Raw genomic sequence first — 21176 nt, forward strand, 5'->3', positions numbered from 1 at the left:
GGTGGCGTTCCAGTTTGGAGCAGCTTCTGCCATAGGCAGGAGCCACCTTGACCAGGGTAAAGCCTGCGAAGATGCCTACCACATTGTAGAGGAAGATGGCGGAATCGTTGCCTGCGTCTGCGATGGAGCCGGTTCTGCAGCCCGATCAGCGGAAGGCGCTGCAAGCCTTGCCCTCAACGTTTCAATGGCGTTGAGGGCAGAGATCGGCCGACTGCACCAGGCGTCCGCTTTCCTCGCCTTGCAGGACGCAATCGAAGATACCCGCCTCCAGCTACAACGAAAAGGTCCGCTGTTTGACTTCCATTCGACACTCTGCGGCATTGCCCTGTCCAAAGACCAATGCCTGGTCTTTCACCTTGGCGACGGCGTTGTGATGGGCGTTAATCCGGACGACTGGTCAGACTTCGTCGTCAGCGAACCGGAGAACGGCGAATTTGCAGAGACGACCTACTTTTTTACGCTGCCGGAGTGGCGGAATTCGCTGAGAGTTTTCTGCGCTCCCCGGAAATATAGAACCTGGTTCCTCATGTCTGATGGTACTGCCAGTTTTGCCGCCAAGACTTTACCTTGGCGTCCTACCCCCAATTTCCTGGTGCCTGTTCACAATTACCTGGCCAACTTGCAAGACATTGAAGCCCGTAATCAGGCAATCCTCAGTACGCTACAGTCTCCCCAGGCCGACCGAATTACTGCCGACGACAAAACACTGGTATGGGTAAATGCGCAATACCAGAACTGACCTCACCCTTCGTTATCCCAACGGAACCACTAAGTCAGTCCGTCTTCGTAGCAAACCACTGAATCAGGGGGCTGACGGCGTAATTTTTGCTGCTCCCGGCGGAAAACTGGCCTTGAAGCTCTATCACGAGCCATCCAAAGATCCGGAACGCCCGCTGAAGATTCAGCAGATGTTATTGGCGCCACCCGATGACGAAGGTATGGTCCATTTTGCCTGGCCCATCGCAAAGGTGGAGGACAGGGGTGAGTTCGCCGGCTACGCGATGCCCTTACTCCCATTATCAGAGTACGCCAACCTGGACCTCCTGCTGACCCGAAAAGGCCGAGAACTGGGCAAACTCCCCCAATCTCGCGAATTTCGAATCAGAGCTGCAGGGAATCTCACCAAGCGTGTCGCCCAGCTACACGATCAAGGCCATTTTATTATCGACCTCAAACCAGCCAACATGCTGGTTAACCGGAGGACGGCCGATATTGTCGTTGTGGATTGCGACGGCTTTGCCATCCAGGGGCAGGACAGCTTTATTCCGGGGCATCAATACACCACCGGCTATATTGCACCAGAAGCCTGGCAACAGCAGGAGAAGCCGGAAGCGCTTGGAGAAGCCCAGGATCTCTTCGCGCTTGCGGTCATTATTTTCCAACTCTTGAACGAAGGGCTTCACCCCTATCAGGGGGTACCGCGGGGTAAACAAGCCATCCCCACAGATACCCAGAGTCGTATCGGTAGCAACCTTTTTGCCTACAGCACCCCGGCAAACCCGAAGATTCAGCCCTCACCCTGGAGTCTTCACAACGACTTCCCGGCCCCGCTCGCGTCTGCCTTCAGAAATGCGTTTCGCCCTAACGTCCAACGACCCACTGCGAAAGATTGGGTCAGCAAACTAGACCGCGCTGTAAGCAGTCTTAAACGCTGCGCCAACAATACCGATCATGGCTTCTGGGGTGACGGCTGTGTGGTCTGCCAACAAGCTTTAGTGGAAGTGAAGGTTAAACGACCAAGTCCCAGGAAACCTCCAGCAACAACCAGGCGACGAGCTCCACAGCACCCGCCACGGGTCGCTCAGCCAACCACTCGCCCCCCGCGACTGACAACAACACGCTCAGGCTCCTCGCCTCTCGCCCAGATTGTGAGCGTTGGTTTCTTCGTATTGCTGGTGGTTGGCTATTTTGCCCACCTGCATAATGAAAAAAAGCTTCGGGCCGAATGGCTCGCGGAGATTGAGGCCCGCGATCAGGCACGCCAGGAGGCCAAAGACAGACAGGAAGAACTCGAAGCCCTGAGAATGCAGAATGCCTGGCGCGAGATTGGTGACCCTGCGTCGGCAATCACTGTGCATTCGAATTTCCATGAATTACCTGTGCCAACGAATGCCTTTTCAAGGCCTGCTTCCCAACCACCAGAAGGTCCACCGCCCATTGTTCCCCATTACTCTGTAGGGGCTTTTGACAATTACCGGCAGTTGCCGATCCTCGGTTACTCCCCTCCCAACATTGCCTGGGACTACCATCGCGGCGAAGTAGCCTCGATGATTACACTGGATCCATTGTCCGACGACTACAGTGAAGGCCATCAGCGCTACTCGATTGGGCCGAACCACCGGGTAGACGAATGGCTGGTGCATCCGGCAAGCCAGGCACTCTACACTCGCAAATGCGGGTTTCAGATGAATTGCTACCATCTGGCCAGAACGGATCAAAATGGCGAGGAACGATTGTTTAAAGTCCTCGATGTCCAGGCAAACGATGGAACCGGCTTCCGTCAGACGATTCCGCCCTGGCACTTCGCCATTGATGCCGACGACGAACTCGCCGTGATTGCTGATTCTGACCGACTTCGGATATTTGCCACCTCAGAGCCAAATAAGCCCATCGCGGAACTGGCTTATCCAAACGACTTACAGGATATGCGCGCCTCTGACCTTGCAATCACACCAAATGGAGAGACTATTTTCGTTGCGCTATCCCGATATCGTAATTACGGGATGGACTATGCCGCCACCGTTCTTGAGTATACCGTTACCAACGATCAACTCGTTCTGGCCACACGGTTTGACAAGGTATGGCCCGACGATGGCTCCATTACCGCGCCGTCGGTGGCGGTAAGTAACGATGGCAAAACCTTGGTGACCGGAAGCTATCGCGACCTGCAAGATGACTCAACCCGCTACAAGGCAATGGGAAAAACGGTTACGGCGAAGGTCGCCAAGGCAGGGGTTCAGATCTGGAAACGTAACATCGAAACCCGTGAGTGGTCAGCAACTGGCCAGTTTACACTTCAGCGCCATGACCTGATAAAAACGCCTGATAATCCTGCGGTGTTTCAATATTCCTTCAACAATGCCTTCACTGCGAGCCACCGTTTCAATTTGGGCCTTCAGCTTTCACCTGATGGCAAAACCCTGCTAAGCGGTCTCGAACTGGAACATACACGCCAGTACAACACCATCGCCCGCGCCTGGATTCTGGATTTGAGTGCGCCGCAACCTTCGGTCAGTCACAGGCTTCAGAACACCATACATCGGCGGGTGGCGAACATGGACGTTGACCGGATCAATCCCTTTGTAAAGCTATCCAATAACGCAGATGTGGCGATTCTGGGATCGGCCATCTTCGCTAAGGATTCATTCAACCGGAACCCGCCGGGGCTCGAATTATCCCTGACGGCTTTCCGGCTCCGGAAATAAATCGCTCCAGGCCGCCCGCAGGTAAAGAAACATCGACCAGAGCGTCAGCACAGCCGCGAGATACAACAGCCCGATCGAAACATACGCCAGTAGCTGCCCCGGTGGAAACGCCAGCAGGCCAACAATCGCCACCATCTGGGCGGTGGTTTTAATCTTGCCGATATAGGAAACCGCAACACTGGCCCGGCTACCCATTTCCGCCATCCATTCCCGCAAGGCTGAGATAACAATCTCCCGGCCGATGATGATAGTCGCCGGAATAGTCATCAGCACCGCTGCGTGTTCTTCAATCAATACCGCCAGCGCCACCGCCACCATCAGTTTGTCTGCTACCGGGTCCAGAAACGCGCCAAATGGCGTGCTCTGGTCGAGCTTGCGGGCAAGGTAGCCATCGAGCCAGTCGGTGATACCCGCCAGGGCGAAGATAACGGCACTGGCCATGTAGCTCCATTGCATGGGCAGATAGAAAACAACCACAAACACCGGAATCATCACGATCCGGGACATGGTCAGTACGTTGGGTAAATTCATGGACTTCCTATTCATCATGCAATGCCGCGTAAATGGATTCAGCCAGTGACTTGCTGATGCCTTGCACTTTCGTCATTTCATCCACACTGGCTTTGCGAATTTCCTGTATGCCGCCAAAGTAACGGATAAGTTCCCTGCGGCGCTTGGGCCCAACCCCTTCGATACCTTCAAGGGTGGACTGCCGACGCTTTTTGTCCCGGCGAGCGCGATGGCCAGTAATGGCAAACCGGTGGGATTCATCGCGAATATGCTGAATCAGATGCAGGGCCGGTGAATCTGCCGGTACCCGAAAGACGTCGCCGGTCATGGCATCAATCAGCTGCTCCATTCCCGCCCGGCGGGTCACACCTTTGGCGACGCCAATCAGCGGAATGTCAGAGATCCCAAGTTCTTCAAACACTTCCCGGGCAATGTTCAACTGCCCTTTACCACCGTCGATAAACACCAGGCTCGGGCGTTTGCCCTCACCGCTAACCAGCCGGCGATACCGGCGTGTCAGTACCTGCCGCATTGCGGCATAGTCGTCGCCAGCGGTCACGCCTTCAATGTTGTATAGCCGGTAATCGCTCTTCAGCGGCCCATTCTCGTCGAAAACCACACAAGATGCGACGGTATTTTCCCCGTGGCTGTGGCTGACGTCGAAACACTCCATGCGTGCCGGGGTCTCTGCCAGTTCCAGCAGGTCCCTCAGGGCGAGCAATCGCCGGTACACGGTTTCCTTGCTGGCCAGGTGGGTCAGCAGAGTCTGGCGGGCATTCGTCATGGCCAGTTCCAGCCAGCGGCGGCGCTCACCACGTACATTGCCACGGATACGGGTTTCCCGATTGGCGGCCTCACTCAGGGCTTCCGCCAGCAGCGCCTCACCTTCAACCTCCACGGGCACCAGAATATCTCTTGGAATCTCCCGGCGGGTATCGCCGCCAAAATAGTATTGGCCCAGAAACGCCGCCAGCAACTCACCTTCGGACTGCTCCAGTGAAAAGCGGGGAAAATAGTCCTTGGTACCCAGAACCCGGCCACCGCGCACGATGATCACCACCACACACACCACACCGGCATCCTGGGCAATCGCAATAACATCGGCATCACCACCCTCACCGTCGACCGACTGCTGCTCCTGTACATGGCGCAGATGGTTGATCTGATCCCGGTAAGCGGCAGCTTTCTCGAATTCCAGGTTCTTCGATGCCGCTTCCATGGCATTCATCAGGTCATGGATGATGGCCGGGTTCTTACCCTCCAGAAACATGGTGGCGTGGCGAATATCCTGCTGGTAGTCCTCGGGGCTGATGTACTCCACGCAAGGTGCGGTACAGCGGTTGATCTGGTATTGCAGGCAGGGACGATTCCTGTTTCTGAAATAGCTTTCACTACAGGATCTTATACGAAAAACCTTCTGTAGAACATTAAGACTTTCCTTGACCGCCCCGGAGCTAGGAAACGGGCCAAACCAGGTGCCACCACCCTTCTTGGTACGCCCCCGCCGGAACGTCAGCGACGGGTAGTCACTGTGGGACGACAGATAGATATAGGGGTAGGACTTATCATCCCGAAGCAGGATGTTGTAGGGCGGCCTCAGGGATTTGATCAGGTTTTGTTCAAGCAACAGTGCTTCGGTTTCGCTGCCGGTAATAGTGACTTCGATGGAGGCAATCTTGCCCACCAGGGCCTCGGTTTTCGGGGCCAGGCCGGTTTTGCGGAAATAACTGCTGACGCGTTTCTTGAGGTTGCGGGCTTTGCCCACGTAGAGCACGCCGCCGGTGTCATCGTACATACGATAAACGCCGGGGCGCTCGGTCAGTTGCTTCAGGAAGTCTTTGCTGTCAAACATCCCGACGGTATCTTCGGGTTCAGACCTTGTCGGCATCCAGCAATCCAAGCCGTACCGCCATCAGTGCCAACTCGACATCGCTGGAGATCTCGAGCTTCTCGAAAATACGATAGCGGTAACTGTTGACGGTTTTCGGGCTCAGGCAGAGCTTGTCGGAAATGTCCTGCACTTTCTGGCAATCCACCACCATCATGGCGATCTGCATCTCCCGCTCAGACAACCGCTCGAACCGGGACAGCTCCCCGTCTTCCTCACGGTCACCACCCAGCGTTTTGAGTGCCATTTTCTGGGCGATCTCCGGGCTGATGTACCGCTGGCCGGAGTGGGCCTTGCGAATAGCTCGCACCATCTCCTGAATATCAGCACCCTTGGTGATATAAGCGGTGGCACCACTCTGCATGACACGGGCGGGGTATGGGTCGTCGGCACAGGCCGTTACAACAATCACCCGAATGGAATCATCAATACGCAGTATTCGCCGGGTTGCTTCGAGGCCACCAATGCCAGGCATCCGAATGTCCATCAGGACAATATCCGGGCGGTCCTTGCGCACAAACTCAATCGCATCCTCACCGGATGAGGCCTGGCCAATCGCTTCAATATCGGGATTGTCAGCCAACATGCGGGTTATACCGGAGCGCACCAGCTCGTGATCATCAACAACCAGTACCCTGATCAAATGTCACCTCGCCATCAGGTATGAAAAACACAGACTGATTGTAACGTTTAGAAAAGCCTACGGGTAGGCACCGCAGGCAAAAGCCTGCAGACAAACCAATAAAAGCTTTCAGAGTTCGGCGGAAGGGCTGCCAAGGCCAGCCGTGTTCTCGACCGGATCAAACCAGACCACCAGATCGCCCCGGCGCACGGCAGACAGCACCCGCTCCCGCTCTGCCAGTGGATTCTCGGTGTCGTTCAACCCGTGGTAACGCGTGCAGTACTCCTCAGCCAGCCCTTGCAGCTGGTCTTCGGTCAGCAACCCGGCGTCCACCACAAATTTCTCTTCCCGGGGGTCCGCTTCCGGCTGCTGCGCTGCTTCGTCACTCATAAAACCTCCAATCAGTCGCTGTATGTTACGGTTTTATGGCGACGATCAGAACCCCCGTTGTTGGAGACACATGCTATTGATCCGCATACCGGGTTCGAAAGCCGGAGGCCAGCTGCCGCATAGATACAGACTCCTGCCTGAGCGACTCACTCACCCGACGCGCATTGTCCACGTTCTCCGTCAGGGTGTCAGCGCTGGCAGACAATGAGACAGCCCGGCGGCCTACCCTGCCGATTTCCTCGTGCTGAAGGCCAATGGAACTGCGGATATGATCGCTGTGCTGCTCCAGCTCATCGAACTGGTATTTCAGTCGCTCCAGGTGAGTTTTAAGCGCCAAGAGGTTGCTCTGGTTCAACTCCCCCGCTTCTCGCATTTCCGCCAGAAGCCCATCGACACTACCAACGCCTGTTACAAGGTCCTGCACCCACTGGCGGATGTTGCTGGTGGACTCCGCCGTCCTTCGGGACAGTGTGCGCACCTCGTCTGCCACCACTGCAAATCCCCGACCATGCTCACCGGCCCGGGCAGCTTCTATGGCGGCGTTCAGCGCCAGCAAATTGGTTTGTTCCGCAATATCGGCAATCACACCGATTACCTGTTCGATCTTGCCCGTCGAGTCATTGAGGGCGTGAATGGACTCGGAAACCCGCGCTATCACCTCAACCGTATGCTCTGCCGCCTGCTCGCTGTTCCGCAAACCGCTCTGCACTTCCACATTGGCAACCACGGCCTGCCGGACAGTGACTGCCGACAGCTCTGTGGCTTGCTCAATCTGCGATGCCTGATCAGCAATTGAAGTCATCGACGCACTGACATCACTGATTTGTTGTCCCGTTTCCTCTGAGGCACGCTGCAAGGCTTCAGCCCCCTCATCAAGCGCCGCAGAACGCTCATCCAGGCCGGCCGCTGCACGACGGATATCGCCAATGAAACCCTCAAATCGTCGCACGAGGCTTTCCAGCGCACCGGCAACGCCCGCCACTTCGTCGCGGCCGCCCACCTCCGGCGTTCGTGACAAGTCAGACTCGGCCTCCATTGCCATCAATTCCCGCTCCATGTATTGCAGCCGCAAAATGACCGAATGTCTGAGCCACAGGGTCATGGCCACGACCACCACAAGGAACGCCAGGGAGCCCCCAAGAAGAACAACTCTCTGCCCCGAGAGGAACGCCAGCAAATCGTCCGCGCCAGCTGCCACATCGTCCCGACTGGCAGCCTGTTGCTGGTTTATGGCCTCCAGCATTGGCTCCAGCGCAGGAAACAGCTGAAAATCGACCACCTGGCCTACCCGGTAGTAACTTTTCTCTTCAATACCCTTGTCCATGTCGCCCATCAGAGCCAACACCCGATCAAACTCGCCTTGATGATCGACAGCCCAGTTGCGCAAACGCTCAGCCCCTTGCACGCGCTTCCAATGGTCACGCAAAGCGGTGTCCAGATAGTCAAACTCCGTCTCGATCTCATCCCATAACAGTAACTGCGCCTTTATCTTGAAAGCCAGGTCCTGAAGCCGGCGATGATCCTGCTCAAGATCCATCAGCACCCAGGTGTCCTGAAGATTGTTGCGCATGAGATTCTCGGAGGCATCCTCGGCCTTGAGAATAATCATCCAGGAAAGAACCGCCAGGCCTGTGACGGCAATAAGAGAAAGGACAGCAAAGAACAGGATGCGGGCTCGAACGGTGGACAGCATGACAACTCCAGACGGGAAGGTACCCGTGGAGGGTATGCCTGTTTTATGACACTTTTATTTCGGATTTCGCGTCAAATACTTGATTGCGCCTTTTTGCGCACTTCAAAACCCTGTTCCAATTCACTATCATCGCCGCTTTCATAACGTTTGGATGCTAATGAACCAGAACGCCTTCCGGCTGACACTGCCGATCCTGTTTGGTTATCTGCCATTGGGCATGGCCTTCGGCGTGCTGTTCACCACGCAGCTGGACTATGCCTGGTGGGTCGCGCCCCTGATGGGTCTGGTTATTTATGCAGGGTCTGGCCAGATACTCGCTGTTAGCCTGCTGGCCGCAAGTGCCGGACTGCTGGAAGTGGCTGTGGCCATGTTCGTGCTTAACGCCAGGCACCTGTTTTATGGGCTTTCCCTTTTGGGGCAGTTCCGCGGTGCCGGTTGGCGCAAGGGCTATCTGATATTCGGTCTCACCGATGAAACCTACTCGCTGCTTACCAGCAGGCCGAGGACACCTGATCGCCAACACGAGCAAGCCATTGATTTCCGAATTACGCTGTTCAACCAGCTTTACTGGATAACGGGCTGCGCCATTGGTGCCCTGCTTGGTGAGCTGGTCGCTTTCGACAGCACCGGTATTGAGTTTGCACTGGTAGCGCTGTTCATCGTTCTGACCATTGAGCAATACAAGGCCTTGGGCAACACTTTTCCGCTCTGGGCGGGCGCACTGGCGGCGGGCCTGGCCATGTTGCTGGTACCGCCAGCCCATCAGTTGATTGCAGCGATTACCCTGGTCACAACCACCCTGCTGCTCCACTACTGGAAGCTACACAAGCGCACAAACGGCGGTGAGGTAAGCCATGGCTGAGCAGTATTATCTGGCGGCCTTCATTGCGGTGTCTGCCGGTGCAACCTTTGCAACCCGTGTGGTGCCGTTCCTGTTTTTCGAGCGCCACACCGAGCACCCCCTGGTAAAGCATATCGGGCGCTTTCTACCGGCAGCTGTAATGGCGTTGCTTGCGGTGATTTTTCTTCAGAGGTCGGCAAACTGGAGCGCCAGCGCGCCAGGGTTGGACGCCTTAGTTCCAGGGTTGTTGGTGGTCATCATTCACTTGTGGCGGCGTAACGCGCTTCTCTCCATAGCCGCGGGTACTGCCGCATACATGACCATTCAGCAAGCAGGCTGGCTTACGTAGTGTCCCGTCTGGCTAGTTCCTTAACCAGACGGGATACCAGATCAGGGCGTACCTTCAACATTGGCAACCAGCCTGGAATCTTCCAGCGCCGCCGTGCGGTGCTTGACCACACCTTTATATTCCGGACTCTCAATCATGGCCAGAAAGGCATTGATCGACGGGTAGCGCACCAGCAAGACCTGATCCCAGGACTCATCGGGCGGAGCAATCAGCGAACCTACAGAGCGGCCCGACCAGATCACTTCAGCACCAACGGTGCGAACACATTCCGCAGCTTCTTCCATATATCGCTTGTAGGCATCACGGCCTGAACAATCGTGAGCGTCATCCTGGTAAGCAGCCCGGTCGCGAAACCGTAAAAGATTCAGCATCACAACGGGCTGATCTTTGGGGGTTTCCTGCAAAACTTTGCGGAGCTCTTCCTGAGATGGATTGATGGTCGCCATGTTTGTCCCTGTTCATGAATGCTGAAACGTTACTGTATATCAAACCTGTGTAACCAACAGTAAACCAATTTCCGGGAATATGCACCAGCTGACTACGACCGGCTTATGCAAGATCACCCCGTAAAGTTGGCAAGGCAATCGTAAATCAGGGGTTCAGCCCAGGATCGCTGCGAGCCGAATGGAACTAAACCCCAAGCAACGCTTTAACGTCAGAAGTGAAAACGGCTACCAACCATCGCAACACGTACATCATCGTAGTCACCGGCATCTGCATCCAGTGCGAAATTGTTATAGACGGCGTAGATCTCGAGACGCTTGATGGGCTGATAGACGTAAGCGACACCGAAGACCTCTACATCGGAGCCCGCAATGGTCGTACGAACATCAGGGTCACCTTCGTTTGCTCCGGGCGTTACAACAACCGGATTAAAGTCCTTGCCCTGGGCACGATGCACTGTAAAGGCATGCTTTCCAGTCTTGTATCCAACCTTGAACATGCTGAAGTCAGAGTCACGACCTGCATCGTTTTCGGTGTTCGAGTACACCACACCCAGGTTGATACCGGTATCGTGCAACCAGGAAACCGAGCCTCCGATGGTCTCCAGATCACCTGCGGCGCCCCCTACATCCTTGGTGGAGTAACCAACAGAGGCAGACAAGCGGCCAAGGCCATCAATGCTTTCGTTATAGGAAGCGGCAAGTTCCGTGATGTCCTGCTCGCCTTTATAGCCCTGGCTGACAGCCAGGCTTACAGGCCCAAACTTCGGGCTGTCATAACGCAAACGGTCGTAGCGGGACTCGAAATCCTGACTTCGAATAGACTGAAAAACCGTCGGGCTAGCGCCGCCACTATTCTCCACAAACGGTAGAGCACCGCCTACCAATGCGAGATCCGGGAACGTGACGACCTTGGTGCCAGACAGGTCGGCTTCGGTCGCGCCATCAGCCGCACCAGGCCCCTGCCCTAAGGTCAACTTTCCGTATGCACCCTCAACGAACAGGCTGATAATGCGCTCATCAAAGTCGCCCTTGATGGAGCGGTTTTCCGGTGTCACCAGATTCGACGGGTTATGCTGGTATTCCCACTCCAGATGAGCGCCCACCTTCAGGCCGGTATCCGGGAGATCCGTGCTGATCACACCGCCCACACGGCTGGAAGCATAATCGTTGTCCACGATGTACTGCTCGGAACCATTGCCGGTGTCGGAATGCATGATGGCCATGTTGATAAAGCCATACACACGCACGTCCAGGTCAGGCATCTCGACCTTTTGGGCAAATGCGGGGGCAGACGCCATGCCTGCCAGGGCAACACAGATCGCAAGTTTGGCTTTCTTCATCTCTTATCTCCGTTTTGGAATAACGTTATGCCATAGAGTTTAACAGAGCAGGATAAGTGATAGAGACAAAAAGTGGTTTGACGGAGGTCAGTTTAAGGAGACTCGGGAAAGCCGATGAGGGGGGATATAGAAACAAAAAACCCCAGCATTCCTGCTGGGGTTTCATATTGGCGGAGAGGGAGGGATTATTCGGCCCTTCGGGCCTCTCCCCTTCGGGGTCGTCGTCGCTATGCTCCGACGTTCCTACGGCTGCTGCGCAGCCTACGGTCGAACCCGCGAGGATTCTCACCCGCCCTCACAGCCAATAAAAAAACCCCAGCATTCCTGCTGGGGTTTCATATTGGCGGAGAGGGAGGGATTCGAACCCTCGATACGCTATTAACGTATACACACTTTCCAGGCGTGCGCCTTCAGCCACTCGGCCACCTCTCCAATAAACTGTTTCAAATCAGCGATGTCGTCGCTCATTTGAGGGCGCAAACTTTAATGGTTTTGGGGGCGTTTGGCAACTGTCTCCAGCGAGATTCCTGAAAAATTTGTTTGATCAGGGATAATTGCTCATTCTTGTAGCCAGATCCTTTAACCCGGAGTGAAAAATCATGCTGATGAAGGCAGAACAATCCACGTTGCTACTTGTTGATGTTCAGGAACGCCTGATGCCCGCCATAAGCCAGGGCGCTGAAGTGGCTGATCGTTGTACCTTGCTGGCCACCATTGCAGGTCTGCTGGAGGTACCGGTGGTGGGCACGGAGCAGCTACCCGAGAAGTTGGGGCCGAATGTTGAGTCGGTGCGGGAACTGTGTGACGTCACGGTGGGCAAACATCACTTTGATGCCTGCCCGGACGGTTTGATTGATCAGCTACCGGAGGGGCGCCAGCAAATTGTCATCGGCGGCTGTGAAACCCACGTATGTATGCTGCAAACGGCGCTGAGTTTGCTGGATGCCGGCTATAAAGTATGGGTGGTAGCGGATGCCACCGGCTCCCGTAACGACTTCGACCGGGATGTCGCACTTGACCGCCTGCACCAGAGTGGCGCCCGGATTGTCACCACCGAGATGGTGGCCTTCGAGTGGATGGTACATTGCAAGCACCCCCGTTTCCGGGATATTCAGGCGCTGATCAAATAACCGAAACAATGAGGTGTTCATGCTGAATATGGATTTCGCCCAACGGGTGGTGATTCGTACCGCCGAGCAACCCTGGGTTGCCAGCCCCGCCGCCGGGGTTGAACGTAAACCCCTGGCCCGGGAGGAAGCCGAACGGGGACACGCCACCAGCGTGGTTCGTTATCTTCCGGGCTCGGCCTTTGCCCGTCATGAACACCCGTTGGGCGAAGAGATACTGGTTTTGGATGGTGTATTCTCTGACGAAACCGGCCACTACCCGGCAGGCACTTACCTGCGTAATCCGCCTGGTAGCGGGCATGCACCCTTCAGTAAACAAGGCTGTACGTTATTGGTGAAGCTACACCAGTTTGATCAACGGGATACGGCCACGGTTCGTGTCGATACCAACACCGCAGAATGGTTGCCTGGCATTGGCGGACTTCAGGTAATGCCGCTGCATGAGTTCGAGCATGAGCATGTGGCACTGGTTAAATGGCCAGCCAATGAAGTATTTCAACCCCATCGGCATTTTGGTGGCGAGGAAATCTTTGTACTTAGCGGAGAGTTCTGCGATGAGCATGGCCGTTATCCCGAGGGAACCTGGTTACGTAGCCCACACCTGAGCCAGCATCACCCGTTTGTTGACCAGGAAACGGTCATCTGGGTGAAGACCGGTCACCTCCCTCTGGTTTGATTTAACCAAAAACGGCCCCTCAAGAGGGGCCGAAATAGAGCGCTATCCCGACTACAACATCATCAGACACCACCTGGCTAAGAGGCGAGATTGGTGCGCCAACCGGGTTGGCCAAACTCATCACTGCCGAATCGTTCGTGGCCATTACCAATAGCCATTCCTTCACCGGCCGGCACTTCGAATACGTGGTACGCCTCTGGTCCGAAGGGATCGAGGGCGGTATCCAGGTACTCATAGGCATCTGGCACCGGCTCGCCGGACATGGCAACCCTGAACTGCCGCTCCACCATCGGGACCGTAACACTCAGAGGCTGCTGCACCCAGAGAAAAACAGCCTTCTGGGCGACCAGATACTCGCACCGAACCACCTTGCATCCCTCTCGCAGGGTCAACGTGGTCGGCTCTTTTCCAGGCTCAAGACGGAACTTGTGAATGGTTTTCATGGCGATACTCCTTCAGAGGTTGCCAGACACAGTTCCATCATGCACCGCCGAAGACTTCGAGAAAATAAGATTTATTGAGCAAGAATCATCGATATTATCGAGGTAAATCAAAGCCGCTACAGATTGCCCGTACACCTTCATGGGCAACCTTCCGGCTTCGGGTGATGGCGTAGAGTTGATCGGTTACCGCTTTGACAGGAGCAATCTCCTCCACCTGATATTGGCGGCACACTTCCTCCTTTATCGCCGTTGGCGCCGCAAATACGCCCAACCCTTCCCGTCCGAATACCTTGATTAACGCGCTGTCGTCTACCCTGGCCACCAGGTCCATCCTGACATTGCTGATGGTCAGCCAGTTCATCAACTTCTGAAAATACGGCGCATCCGTGGCGTTAGCCAGCAAGGGCTGATGATTGAGAGAGGCCGGAAAGTCGTCCCGAAGCCGCCCAGCCATCTCCGGGGCGGCAAACAAACTGATGGTAGACGATGTCAGGGGATGAACCGCGAAGCGATCTGTGACCGCCTCGGTCTGAGGCATACGGTCTGTCAGCACGACGTCGAGTTCTTTGCGTTTGAGACTGAGCAGCAAATCTTCCGCGCGACCTGTCCGGCAATCCAGGTTGACTCGCCTGTTCAGCTTCAGAGCCGGCTGCAACAACTGAAAAGCAATCAGCTTATGAATTGACGCCGAAACGCCGGCCGCTAATCTCAGCGGGCGATCAGCGGGGGCCAGACGCAAGGTTTCAGACAGCTCCCCAGTCAGTGCAAAAATGTCGTTGGCGTAGGACTGAACCAACTGCCCCAGTTCGGTCAGGACCAGACGCCGCCTTTCCCGGCTGAACAACTGCCCTCCAACCGATTCCTCGAAAGTGGCAAGCTGGCCACTCAGGGTTTGCGGCGCAAGATCGAGCACCTCGCTGGCTTTGGCAATCGAGCCCTCACGGCTGATGACCCAGAAATAATAGAGGTGCCTGAGATTGAGCTGATCCATGGCGTAAACCTAGTTTGTGGTGGCTCTTCGTGACCGCAGCAACCAAACCGACATCAACACACTGTGCAGCACCAATAATGGTACCGCCACCAGTAGCAGGCTTGCCCAGCCAACCGAAGCCAGTACAGCGCCAGCACTCAAGGCCGCTGTCGCCTGAGCCGTGAACACCATCATGTCATTCAGGCCCTGCACACGGAAACGCTCAGACTGCTGGTAACCCTGGGGCAACAGGGTTGTCCCGCCAACGAACAGGAAATTCCAACCCACGCCCAGCAGCAGTAACGCCCACAAATAATGATGAAAGCTGATACCGCTGGCCGCCAGCAGAATGCACGCCAGGTAGGCCAATAATCCCGCCGCCATCATCAAGGGGATGCCGACAACACGGGTCAGCCAACCAGAAATAAGAGACGGAAGATACATGGCCATAATGTGTAACTGAATAACCCGCTTGGCATCATCCAGATCATGCCCGGCCATTTCGGTCATGCTCAAGGGGGTTGCAGTCATGATAAAGCTCATCACCGCATAGCCGATGGCGGCGCCGCTGATAGCCGTCCACACCAGCGGATTTGCCAGTATCTCCCTGAGCGGGCGACCCCCGCCAACCACGGTTTCCGGGACCCGCTCTGCCTTGGCGCGATACCCGAACGCAAGAATGATAAACGCCAGGGCCTGAACAACGGCCAACCCGACCCAACTGTAAAGGAACGGGAAGGATTCAGATTTCCCACTGCCCAGGCTAGCTACTTCAGGCCCCAACCAGGCCGCAACCAGGCCTCCCAGCAGCACTCTTGCAGCTGCCGAGCCGGCCATGTCCGGCGCTACCGACTCCATCGCCGCAAAGCGATACTGGTGCACCACGGCCAGGCCCGAACCGCCCAGAACGGCAGCAAGGCACATCAGGGTAAAGTGCGATTGCCAGGAAGCGTACGCACCCAGCAAACCGGCGAGAATGCCTGCAAGTGCGCCGAAAAGCATCACCTGTTTGCGCCCTATCCGCTCCATCAACCATGTCGCCGGCTTTATGGCCAGAACCGTGCCGACCACCACCAGCCCGACCGGCAAGGTTGCCAACTCTGGCGCAGGCGCCAGCAGTCGTCCCTGAATAGAGCCAATAAATACGATAAAAGGCGCGGTGCACATGGCCAGCGCCTGGGCCGCCACCAGCACCCAGACATTCAACGGCATGGATTATTTCTTCCTGTAGATAATGCCGGGATGGCATTGAACCATTTCGTACAGATCAGGCAGGCCGTTCAGGGATTCAGAGGCGCCCAGAATCAGGTAGCCGCCCGGATTCAGCGCCCCGTGCATGCGGGTAAGAATGTCCTTTTTGAGGTCTGCGGAAAAATAGATCAGCACGTTCCGGCACATGATGATATCGAATTTGCCGAGCATATACCGCTCAAGCAAGTTGAGTTCTTTGAACTCCACCATGGCCTTGATCTGCGGTTTGATCTGCCACCCGCCGTTAGGTGATGGCGTAAAAAACTGCTTCTGCCGCTCCGGGGAAAGCCCGCGACCTATCGCAATCATCTCATATTCACCCCGCCGGGCCACTTCCAGCACGCTTTTGGAAATATCGGTCGCGGTGATCTTTACGTCACGCAGCTTGCCGGGGCGAATGCGCCGGAATTCGTCCACCACCATGCCTACCGAGTAGGGCTCCTGCCCGGTTGAGCAGGCGGCAGACCAGATGCGAAGCGGTTGGAGCGAATTGCGCTCGGCGAACTCCGGCAACAGCTTGTCCTGAAGAATACGGAATGGGTGGTTGTCCCGAAACCAGAGGGTCTCGTTGGTGGTCATGGCATCGATAACCAGCTCACGCAGGCCGCTGCGCCCCACCCGCTTCAAGCGATCGAGAAGCTCACCCAGTGAATTCAGGTTGTTCTCCTCAAGAATCCTGCGTAGACGGCTCTTCACCAGGTACTGCTTGTTGTCACCCAACAGAATGCCACAAGCGTCCTGCAGGAATGTCTTGAAGGCTTCGTATTCCTGAGGCGTAATTTCCGCTTTCATTGGATCTCTATCGTGGGTAAGTCCATGAGCCGAGGCATCAATTCTGGTCAATAATTTCCATCACGCGCTCGGCAAGCTCATCCGGGCTGAATTTCGCCATAAAATCATCGGCACCGACCTTCTGAACCATCGCCCGGTTAAAGACGCCACTCAGGGATGTATGGAGCATCACATACATGCCGCTGAGCGCCGGATTCTCTTTGATTCTGGTAACGAGGGTGTAACCGTCCATCTCCGGCATTTCCACATCGGAAATGATCAACGATAAGTGGTCTCGGGCAGTGGAACCATCCCCCGTAATCTCCTTGAGGTAGTTCAACGCCTGTTTACCGTCATTCTTGGTGACCACTTCCATTCCGATCGCGGTCAGGCAGCGCTCGATCTGGCGCCTCGCTACAGACGAATCATCAACAACCAGTACCGGCAAATGCCCGGGCACACGCTCGGCGCTGCGAGTTTTCAGCTCTTCGGTGACATCTTCCCTGAGCGGAGAAACTTCTGCAAGAATCTTTTCTACATCTATGATTTCTACAAGTTTGTCATCAATTTTGGTGACCGCCGTCAAGTACACATCCTTGCCAGCCCCCTTGGGTGGCGGGAGGATATCTTCCCAGTTCATATTCATGATCCGGTCGACACCCGTCACCAGAAAGCCCTGAGTTTTACGGTTGTACTCGGTAATGATGACAAAGCTTGTTGCCAGCTCTTCCTGTGGAATGCCTGCCATGCCAATGGCCATGCTCAGGTCGATGATGGGGATGGTCTCGCCACGGATATGGGACACGCCCCGAACCACCTGGCGGCTGTTAGGAATCGATGACAATTTCGGGCATTGAAGGACCTCCTTCACCTTAAAAACGTTGATCCCGTATAGCTGCCGCCCCCGCAAACGGAACAACAACAGCTCAAGCCGGTTCTGACCAACCAGCTGCGTACGCTGGTTAACGCTGTCCAACACCCCTGCCATAACTTTCTACTCCCGGCATGCCAACGATCGGCACAGAATTTGCTCAGTTATTATTAAACAACTTGCTTACGCGAACCCGGACCAAAACATTGACGCCGGGTGTCCAATCAGGGTTAACGGCCCCAGCGCCATTTTCCTTAACGGAACTCGCGTAAATATGCCTAACTGACAGCATAGGACAAAGCAGTGCAGATGCGAACCATCTTTTTAGCGACCTTTTGCCTATCGACCCTGGGCCTGAATGCCGCGGCTGCGGCCACCACTGCAAGCGAGATACGCGATGCCGCCGGTCAATTTATCGAAACCTGGGCCGACGAGCAGCGCCAGCAACAGTACGAGGTGAACTTCACCGTCGGCGGCATCGACAGCCGGCTTAGCCTGGCTGCTTGCGAACAGGCACTCGAAACCGCGTTTACCAACGATCCCCTACGGACCACATCGCCATCGGTGATGGTGTCCTGTGCCGGGGAGCGGCCATGGCGGATGTTCGTCACAGCCAGTGTCGAAGTACACGGCCCTGCCCTTGTGGCGGCTCGGCCTCTGGCCCGCGGTGAGCGCATCAGCGGTGAACTTTTGCAGGAAAAACAGGTGCAGATCAACGCCAGCCGCCGGGGCATTCTCACAGATATTGAACAGGTATCCGGCATGCTGGTGAGGCGACCAGTTAATGCAGGGTCGGTGCTGACGCCAGATCTGCTCGAAGCTCCCAATGCCGTTGAGCGGGGCGATCATGTTATCATCACTGCCAAATCCGCGGTGTTCTCGGTCAGTTCCCGAGGCAAGGCGCTGGCCAGTGCCAGTGTCGGCGAGCAAGTGATGGTTGAGAATCTGCAATCAGCACGCACGGTTCGGGCAACGGTCACGGCTCCTGGCCGGGTGGAAATTGCCATGTAACGGAAAATCCGTGCCCAGCGGCAAATTTTTTCCGTTTTTTTCTAAAGGTCGGCTAAACGCTGCCGATAAGCAGATATAAACTCGATTCCGCCGCCTTTGAAGGTGGCCACAGGCAAGCAGGTATCCTTATGTCAGTTGACTTAAATGGAATTGGCCCCGGCCAGGTCAACACCACCAGAACCACGGCCGACAAAGCAACAGGCAGCCAGAGTACGCCCTCCACGGCTGGAGAGCAGGCAAAGGCTCAAAGCACGGCTGCCCGCGGCGACAACGTCAGTCTCAGCAATCAGGCCAAAAACCTGAAGCAGCTGGAACAGAAACTGGGCGATTACCCGGAAATGGACGACGACCGCATTGCGCAGATTCGCGCAGCACTGGAAGATGGCACCTACAAAATTGATGCAGAGAAACTGGCCCAGAAAATGCTTGAGATGGATAAAAGCATTTTCGGGTGAGTAAAACATGGCTGCAATCATTGAATTGAAGACCCTTCTCTCAGAAGACATCCGCCAGCTTGAAACCCTGGCGGATCTTCTCAACCAGGAAAAACAACTCCTGGCGTCCTCCGACATCGCTCCGCTCCAGGAAATCACCACTCAGAAAAACAACATCCTGACGGATATCCGTGAGCGTGCGAAACAAAAGATCCGCCTGCTGGTGAACATGGGGTACCGACCGGATGCCGGCGAGCCCTCGAGGTTTATCCGTGCCGGTGGTATGGAAGACCTTTACCAACTCTGGAAAACCGCCGATGGGCGCCTTCGTGCCTGCCAGGAACTGAACCAGAACAACGGTCGTGTTGTCGGACACCTTCAAAAACGCCTGACGAGGCTCACGGACATCTTCCGTGGCGCCTCTGCCCAACAGAAGCTTTATGGCGCCAAGGGCGAACAAACCAGTGTATCCAGCGGCAACATTCTGGCCAGCGCCTGACCGACCCGGCAAACAAAAAACGCCCGGATGAGCTATCCGGGCGTTTTTCGTTAGATTCACCTTACCCGTTCATTAACGGGTGTAGATCGTCATCTGGGAATCCGGATGAAACCGTATGTTGTGAATGCTGACGTTCCCCATGGATGGACTCTGATTGCCACTCACGCGGATATTGTCCATCCGGATCTCCTCAATCCGTTCGGGAAACGCCAGCCTCAAGGCGCCATCCTCTCGAATGGAATAGCGGGACTCACCCTCCCTGTAGTGAACACCAGAGATGGTCAGGTCGGAATCGAGGAAACTGAGCACTGGCACAAAAATGTTGGCGGCCAGCTTGATTCCCTCTACTGAATCGAGTCCGGCGAGTTCCGGGTCATCAACCGCGCCGCCAGCATTTCCCGGCATTGCGGCAACCGTTTCAATACGCTCCAGCAAGCCCACACTGCTTTGAGCCGTTACGCCGGCCATATCGCTGTCAGACAAAGGCGCAAAGCCCCCCTTTTCATATAACTGACCGGCCTGCGCAGGCATGGATGCCGCGCTGGTATTGCCGGCCGCCAGCGACACCAACGGCTGAAACGGCAACGTCACCATGGTAACCAGCGCTGCCGCATTACGATAACGGGCCTGGTGTTTGAGAACGCGATGCAGTTCCTTGTCAGTCACCCAGCCAGCGGCGATCAACACTTCGCCCAGGCGCTGCCCGGTTTCCCGCTGCAACAACAACGCCTCGTCCAGCTGACCTTCCGACAAATAGCCACGATTGATCAACAACCGGCCAAGCCGGGACTTTTCTTCAAACCCCTTACGGATTCTCACTAGGCTCCTCCCGCATTCAGAGTGATCACCGTACAACCAGGCCCGGTATTGATAATGATTAAAGCGTAGCCCAATCCCCTGGCCTACGCTGTTCTGATTTGCACTTATTCAGGTAAGGATCTGTTAAGATCTTCGCTAATTTTGTTCTATCCGGATTGTCTCAGGATTCCTGATAACAACTGAAACTGTGAGAGCCTCTGAAATGACAAATACCGTAAAACCCGTATTAACTGTGATGTCCGTCCTGTTTGCCGCCATCGCTGCCCTGATGCTGGCCACTCCTATTCAGGCCGAAGAACTGCCGAAGGTTCGCTTTGTTACCTCTGAAGGGGCCTTTGAGCTTGAGTTGCGCCCTGACGTAGCCCCCAAAACCGTGGAGAATTTCCTCTCCTATGTCGAAGACGGATTCTACGACGGTACGATCTTTCACCGGGTGATTCCCGGCTTTATGATTCAGGGCGGCGGATTAACCGAAACCATGGCCCGCAAACAGACCAAAAACCCCATCGTTAACGAAGCCTCAGCAACCCTGCCTAATCTTCGGGGCACCGTGGCAATGGCCCGAACCAGCTCCCCAAACTCAGCAACCTCTCAGTTCTTTGTTAACGTCGCCAAAAACGATTTCCTGAATGCTGGTGTGCGTGGTGCGGGCTACGCGGTCTTTGGCAAAGTCACCGAGGGCATGGGCGTGATCGACAAGATTGCCGGCGTACAAACCGGACATCGCCAGGGCATGGCGGATGTTCCGGTTCAGGCCGTCGTGATCGAGAAAGTGACTCTGGTTAATATTGAAGACTGAG

Annotated in this window: 23 protein-coding genes, 1 tRNA gene and 1 other RNA gene; 10 read left to right on the forward strand and 15 right to left on the reverse strand. The window is 55.6% G+C overall.

Annotated elements, in window-relative coordinates; all coding sequences use genetic code 11:
- Position 1: 1 nt before the first annotated feature.
- Both C7H10_RS17430 and C7H10_RS17435 read left to right on the forward strand, forming a co-directional pair.
- Positions 2–739 (forward strand): PP2C family serine/threonine-protein phosphatase, encoded by a 738-nt coding sequence (locus C7H10_RS17430; RefSeq protein WP_106695850.1) that lies wholly within the window; start codon positions 2–4, stop codon positions 737–739.
- A complete protein-coding gene (locus C7H10_RS17435) occupies positions 720–3425 on the forward strand; it encodes a protein kinase domain-containing protein (protein WP_106695851.1) in 2706 nt (901 codons plus the stop codon). The genes C7H10_RS17430 and C7H10_RS17435 overlap by 20 nt, the downstream gene beginning before the upstream one ends.
- Here the strand turns inward: C7H10_RS17435 and pgsA are convergent.
- The 5 genes from pgsA to C7H10_RS17460 form a co-directional block, all read right to left on the reverse strand.
- On the reverse strand, positions 3393–3956 hold the full coding sequence (gene pgsA, locus C7H10_RS17440; RefSeq protein WP_061332209.1) for a CDP-diacylglycerol--glycerol-3-phosphate 3-phosphatidyltransferase: 564 nt from the start codon (positions 3954–3956) through the stop codon (positions 3393–3395). The two genes, C7H10_RS17435 and pgsA, sit on opposite strands and share 33 nt — an antisense overlap.
- A 7-nt stretch (positions 3957–3963) precedes the next feature.
- Complete coding sequence (gene uvrC, locus C7H10_RS17445) at positions 3964–5823, reverse strand: excinuclease ABC subunit UvrC (RefSeq protein WP_106695852.1); 1860 nt, start codon at positions 5821–5823, stop codon at positions 3964–3966.
- Entirely contained in the window at positions 5807–6466 is a 660-nt protein-coding gene (uvrY, locus tag C7H10_RS17450; RefSeq protein WP_058091151.1) for a UvrY/SirA/GacA family response regulator transcription factor, read from the reverse strand. Before uvrY ends, uvrC begins: the two co-directional genes overlap by 17 nt.
- Before the next feature lie 108 nt (positions 6467–6574).
- A complete protein-coding gene (locus tag C7H10_RS17455) occupies positions 6575–6835 on the reverse strand; it encodes a hypothetical protein (RefSeq protein ID WP_106695853.1) in 261 nt (86 codons plus the stop codon).
- Positions 6836–6908: 73 nt separating this feature from the next.
- Positions 6909–8528: a methyl-accepting chemotaxis protein gene (locus tag C7H10_RS17460; RefSeq protein ID WP_106695854.1), complete on the reverse strand. Its 1620-nt coding sequence runs from the start codon at positions 8526–8528 to the stop codon at positions 6909–6911.
- Positions 8529–8685: 157 nt separating this feature from the next.
- Here C7H10_RS17460 and C7H10_RS17465 point away from each other — a divergent pair, with 157 nt between their 5' ends.
- Positions 8686–9390, forward strand: coding sequence for an AzlC family ABC transporter permease (locus tag C7H10_RS17465; RefSeq protein WP_106695855.1), 705 nt, complete (start codon positions 8686–8688; stop codon positions 9388–9390).
- Positions 9383–9718, forward strand: a complete 336-nt coding sequence (locus C7H10_RS17470) for a branched-chain amino acid transporter permease (protein WP_058091155.1) — start codon at positions 9383–9385, stop codon at positions 9716–9718. Before C7H10_RS17465 ends, C7H10_RS17470 begins: the two co-directional genes overlap by 8 nt.
- Positions 9719–9759: 41 nt before the next feature.
- On the opposite strand, the gene C7H10_RS17475 is transcribed toward C7H10_RS17470, so the two are convergent.
- The 4 genes from C7H10_RS17475 to C7H10_RS17490 form a co-directional block, all read right to left on the reverse strand.
- The gene (locus C7H10_RS17475) at positions 9760–10164 is read right to left on the reverse strand and encodes a DUF1330 domain-containing protein (RefSeq protein ID WP_058091156.1); all 405 of its coding nucleotides are present in this window, start codon (positions 10162–10164) and stop codon (positions 9760–9762) included.
- A 209-nt stretch (positions 10165–10373) separates the two neighbouring features.
- Positions 10374–11504 (reverse strand): porin, encoded by a 1131-nt coding sequence (locus tag C7H10_RS17480; protein ID WP_106695856.1) that lies wholly within the window; start codon positions 11502–11504, stop codon positions 10374–10376.
- 168 nt (positions 11505–11672) lie between these two features.
- Positions 11673–11813: non-coding RNA, RtT sRNA (locus tag C7H10_RS17485), on the reverse strand.
- Positions 11814–11845: 32 nt separating this feature from the next.
- A tRNA-Ser gene (locus C7H10_RS17490) sits at positions 11846–11936 on the reverse strand.
- 167 nt (positions 11937–12103) lie between these two features.
- On the opposite strand from C7H10_RS17490, the gene C7H10_RS17495 reads away from it, so the two are divergent.
- Entirely contained in the window at positions 12104–12634 is a 531-nt protein-coding gene (locus C7H10_RS17495; protein WP_106695857.1) for an isochorismatase family protein, read from the forward strand.
- A gap of 19 nt (positions 12635–12653) precedes the next feature.
- Positions 12654–13307 carry a cupin domain-containing protein gene (locus tag C7H10_RS17500; RefSeq protein WP_106695858.1) on the forward strand — a complete coding sequence of 218 codons (654 nt, stop codon included), beginning with the start codon at positions 12654–12656 and terminating at the stop codon, positions 13305–13307.
- A gap of 77 nt (positions 13308–13384) precedes the next feature.
- Here C7H10_RS17500 and C7H10_RS17505 read toward each other — a convergent pair whose 3' ends face one another.
- From C7H10_RS17505 to C7H10_RS17525, 5 genes are all read right to left on the reverse strand, one after another.
- Positions 13385–13750: a DUF7352 domain-containing protein gene (locus C7H10_RS17505; RefSeq protein WP_061332202.1), complete on the reverse strand. Its 366-nt coding sequence runs from the start codon at positions 13748–13750 to the stop codon at positions 13385–13387.
- Between the two features lie 94 nt (positions 13751–13844).
- Positions 13845–14741: a LysR family transcriptional regulator gene (locus tag C7H10_RS17510; RefSeq protein ID WP_106695859.1), complete on the reverse strand. Its 897-nt coding sequence runs from the start codon at positions 14739–14741 to the stop codon at positions 13845–13847.
- Between the two features lie 9 nt (positions 14742–14750).
- Positions 14751–15932 (reverse strand): MFS transporter, encoded by a 1182-nt coding sequence (locus C7H10_RS17515; protein WP_106695860.1) that lies wholly within the window; start codon positions 15930–15932, stop codon positions 14751–14753.
- A gap of 3 nt (positions 15933–15935) precedes the next feature.
- Complete coding sequence (locus C7H10_RS17520) at positions 15936–16763, reverse strand: CheR family methyltransferase (protein ID WP_106695861.1); 828 nt, start codon at positions 16761–16763, stop codon at positions 15936–15938.
- A gap of 37 nt (positions 16764–16800) precedes the next feature.
- Entirely contained in the window at positions 16801–17730 is a 930-nt protein-coding gene (locus tag C7H10_RS17525) for a chemotaxis protein CheV (RefSeq protein ID WP_058091162.1), read from the reverse strand.
- A 192-nt stretch (positions 17731–17922) separates the two neighbouring features.
- On the opposite strand from C7H10_RS17525, the gene flgA reads away from it, so the two are divergent.
- The 3 genes from flgA to C7H10_RS17540 all read left to right on the forward strand — a co-directional run bounded on the left by flgA (position 17923) and on the right by C7H10_RS17540 (position 19557).
- Positions 17923–18624: a flagellar basal body P-ring formation chaperone FlgA gene (flgA, locus tag C7H10_RS17530; RefSeq protein WP_244178324.1), complete on the forward strand. Its 702-nt coding sequence runs from the start codon at positions 17923–17925 to the stop codon at positions 18622–18624.
- A 128-nt stretch (positions 18625–18752) separates the two neighbouring features.
- Positions 18753–19079, forward strand: a complete 327-nt coding sequence (flgM, locus tag C7H10_RS17535; RefSeq protein ID WP_106695863.1) for a flagellar biosynthesis anti-sigma factor FlgM — start codon at positions 18753–18755, stop codon at positions 19077–19079.
- A gap of 7 nt (positions 19080–19086) precedes the next feature.
- Positions 19087–19557, forward strand: coding sequence for a flagella synthesis protein FlgN (locus tag C7H10_RS17540; protein WP_061332195.1), 471 nt, complete (start codon positions 19087–19089; stop codon positions 19555–19557).
- Between the two features lie 72 nt (positions 19558–19629).
- Here C7H10_RS17540 and C7H10_RS17545 read toward each other — a convergent pair whose 3' ends face one another.
- Positions 19630–20376, reverse strand: a complete 747-nt coding sequence (locus C7H10_RS17545) for a cyclic di-GMP-binding domain-containing protein, MshE-related (protein WP_106695864.1) — start codon at positions 20374–20376, stop codon at positions 19630–19632.
- A gap of 202 nt (positions 20377–20578) precedes the next feature.
- Between C7H10_RS17545 and C7H10_RS17550 the strand changes: the two genes are divergently transcribed.
- Positions 20579–21175 carry a peptidylprolyl isomerase gene (locus C7H10_RS17550; RefSeq protein WP_106695865.1) on the forward strand — a complete coding sequence of 199 codons (597 nt, stop codon included), beginning with the start codon at positions 20579–20581 and terminating at the stop codon, positions 21173–21175.
- The last annotated feature ends 1 nt before the right edge of the window (position 21176 follow it).

Source organism: Marinobacter shengliensis (assembly GCF_003007715.1).
Taxonomy (GTDB): Bacteria; Pseudomonadota; Gammaproteobacteria; order Pseudomonadales; family Oleiphilaceae; genus Marinobacter; species Marinobacter shengliensis.

Bases quoted from the DNA above. Each gene is read 5' to 3' on its own strand.
- C7H10_RS17540 (WP_061332195.1), top strand. From the start codon at position 19,087: ATGGCTGCAATCATTGAATTGAAGACCCTTCTCTCAGAAGACATCCGC.
- C7H10_RS17525 (WP_058091162.1), bottom strand. From the start codon at position 17,730: ATGGCAGGGGTGTTGGACAGCGTTAACCAGCGTACGCAGCTGGTTGGT.
- pgsA (WP_061332209.1), bottom strand. From the start codon at position 3,956: ATGAATTTACCCAACGTACTGACCATGTCCCGGATCGTGATGATTCCG.
- C7H10_RS17475 (WP_058091156.1), bottom strand. From the start codon at position 10,164: ATGGCGACCATCAATCCATCTCAGGAAGAGCTCCGCAAAGTTTTGCAG.
- C7H10_RS17455 (WP_106695853.1), bottom strand. From the start codon at position 6,835: ATGAGTGACGAAGCAGCGCAGCAGCCGGAAGCGGACCCCCGGGAAGAG.
- C7H10_RS17470 (WP_058091155.1), top strand. From the start codon at position 9,383: ATGGCTGAGCAGTATTATCTGGCGGCCTTCATTGCGGTGTCTGCCGGT.
- C7H10_RS17495 (WP_106695857.1), top strand. From the start codon at position 12,104: ATGCTGATGAAGGCAGAACAATCCACGTTGCTACTTGTTGATGTTCAG.
- C7H10_RS17510 (WP_106695859.1), bottom strand. From the start codon at position 14,741: ATGGATCAGCTCAATCTCAGGCACCTCTATTATTTCTGGGTCATCAGC.
- C7H10_RS17505 (WP_061332202.1), bottom strand. From the start codon at position 13,750: ATGAAAACCATTCACAAGTTCCGTCTTGAGCCTGGAAAAGAGCCGACC.
- C7H10_RS17515 (WP_106695860.1), bottom strand. From the start codon at position 15,932: ATGCCGTTGAATGTCTGGGTGCTGGTGGCGGCCCAGGCGCTGGCCATG.
- flgM (WP_106695863.1), top strand. From the start codon at position 18,753: ATGTCAGTTGACTTAAATGGAATTGGCCCCGGCCAGGTCAACACCACC.
- C7H10_RS17500 (WP_106695858.1), top strand. From the start codon at position 12,654: ATGCTGAATATGGATTTCGCCCAACGGGTGGTGATTCGTACCGCCGAG.
- C7H10_RS17465 (WP_106695855.1), top strand. From the start codon at position 8,686: ATGAACCAGAACGCCTTCCGGCTGACACTGCCGATCCTGTTTGGTTAT.
- C7H10_RS17460 (WP_106695854.1), bottom strand. From the start codon at position 8,528: ATGCTGTCCACCGTTCGAGCCCGCATCCTGTTCTTTGCTGTCCTTTCT.
- C7H10_RS17480 (WP_106695856.1), bottom strand. From the start codon at position 11,504: ATGAAGAAAGCCAAACTTGCGATCTGTGTTGCCCTGGCAGGCATGGCG.
- flgA (WP_244178324.1), top strand. From the start codon at position 17,923: ATGCGAACCATCTTTTTAGCGACCTTTTGCCTATCGACCCTGGGCCTG.
- C7H10_RS17435 (WP_106695851.1), top strand. From the start codon at position 720: ATGCGCAATACCAGAACTGACCTCACCCTTCGTTATCCCAACGGAACC.
- C7H10_RS17520 (WP_106695861.1), bottom strand. From the start codon at position 16,763: ATGAAAGCGGAAATTACGCCTCAGGAATACGAAGCCTTCAAGACATTC.
- C7H10_RS17550 (WP_106695865.1), top strand. From the start codon at position 20,579: ATGACAAATACCGTAAAACCCGTATTAACTGTGATGTCCGTCCTGTTT.
- uvrC (WP_106695852.1), bottom strand. From the start codon at position 5,823: ATGCCGACAAGGTCTGAACCCGAAGATACCGTCGGGATGTTTGACAGC.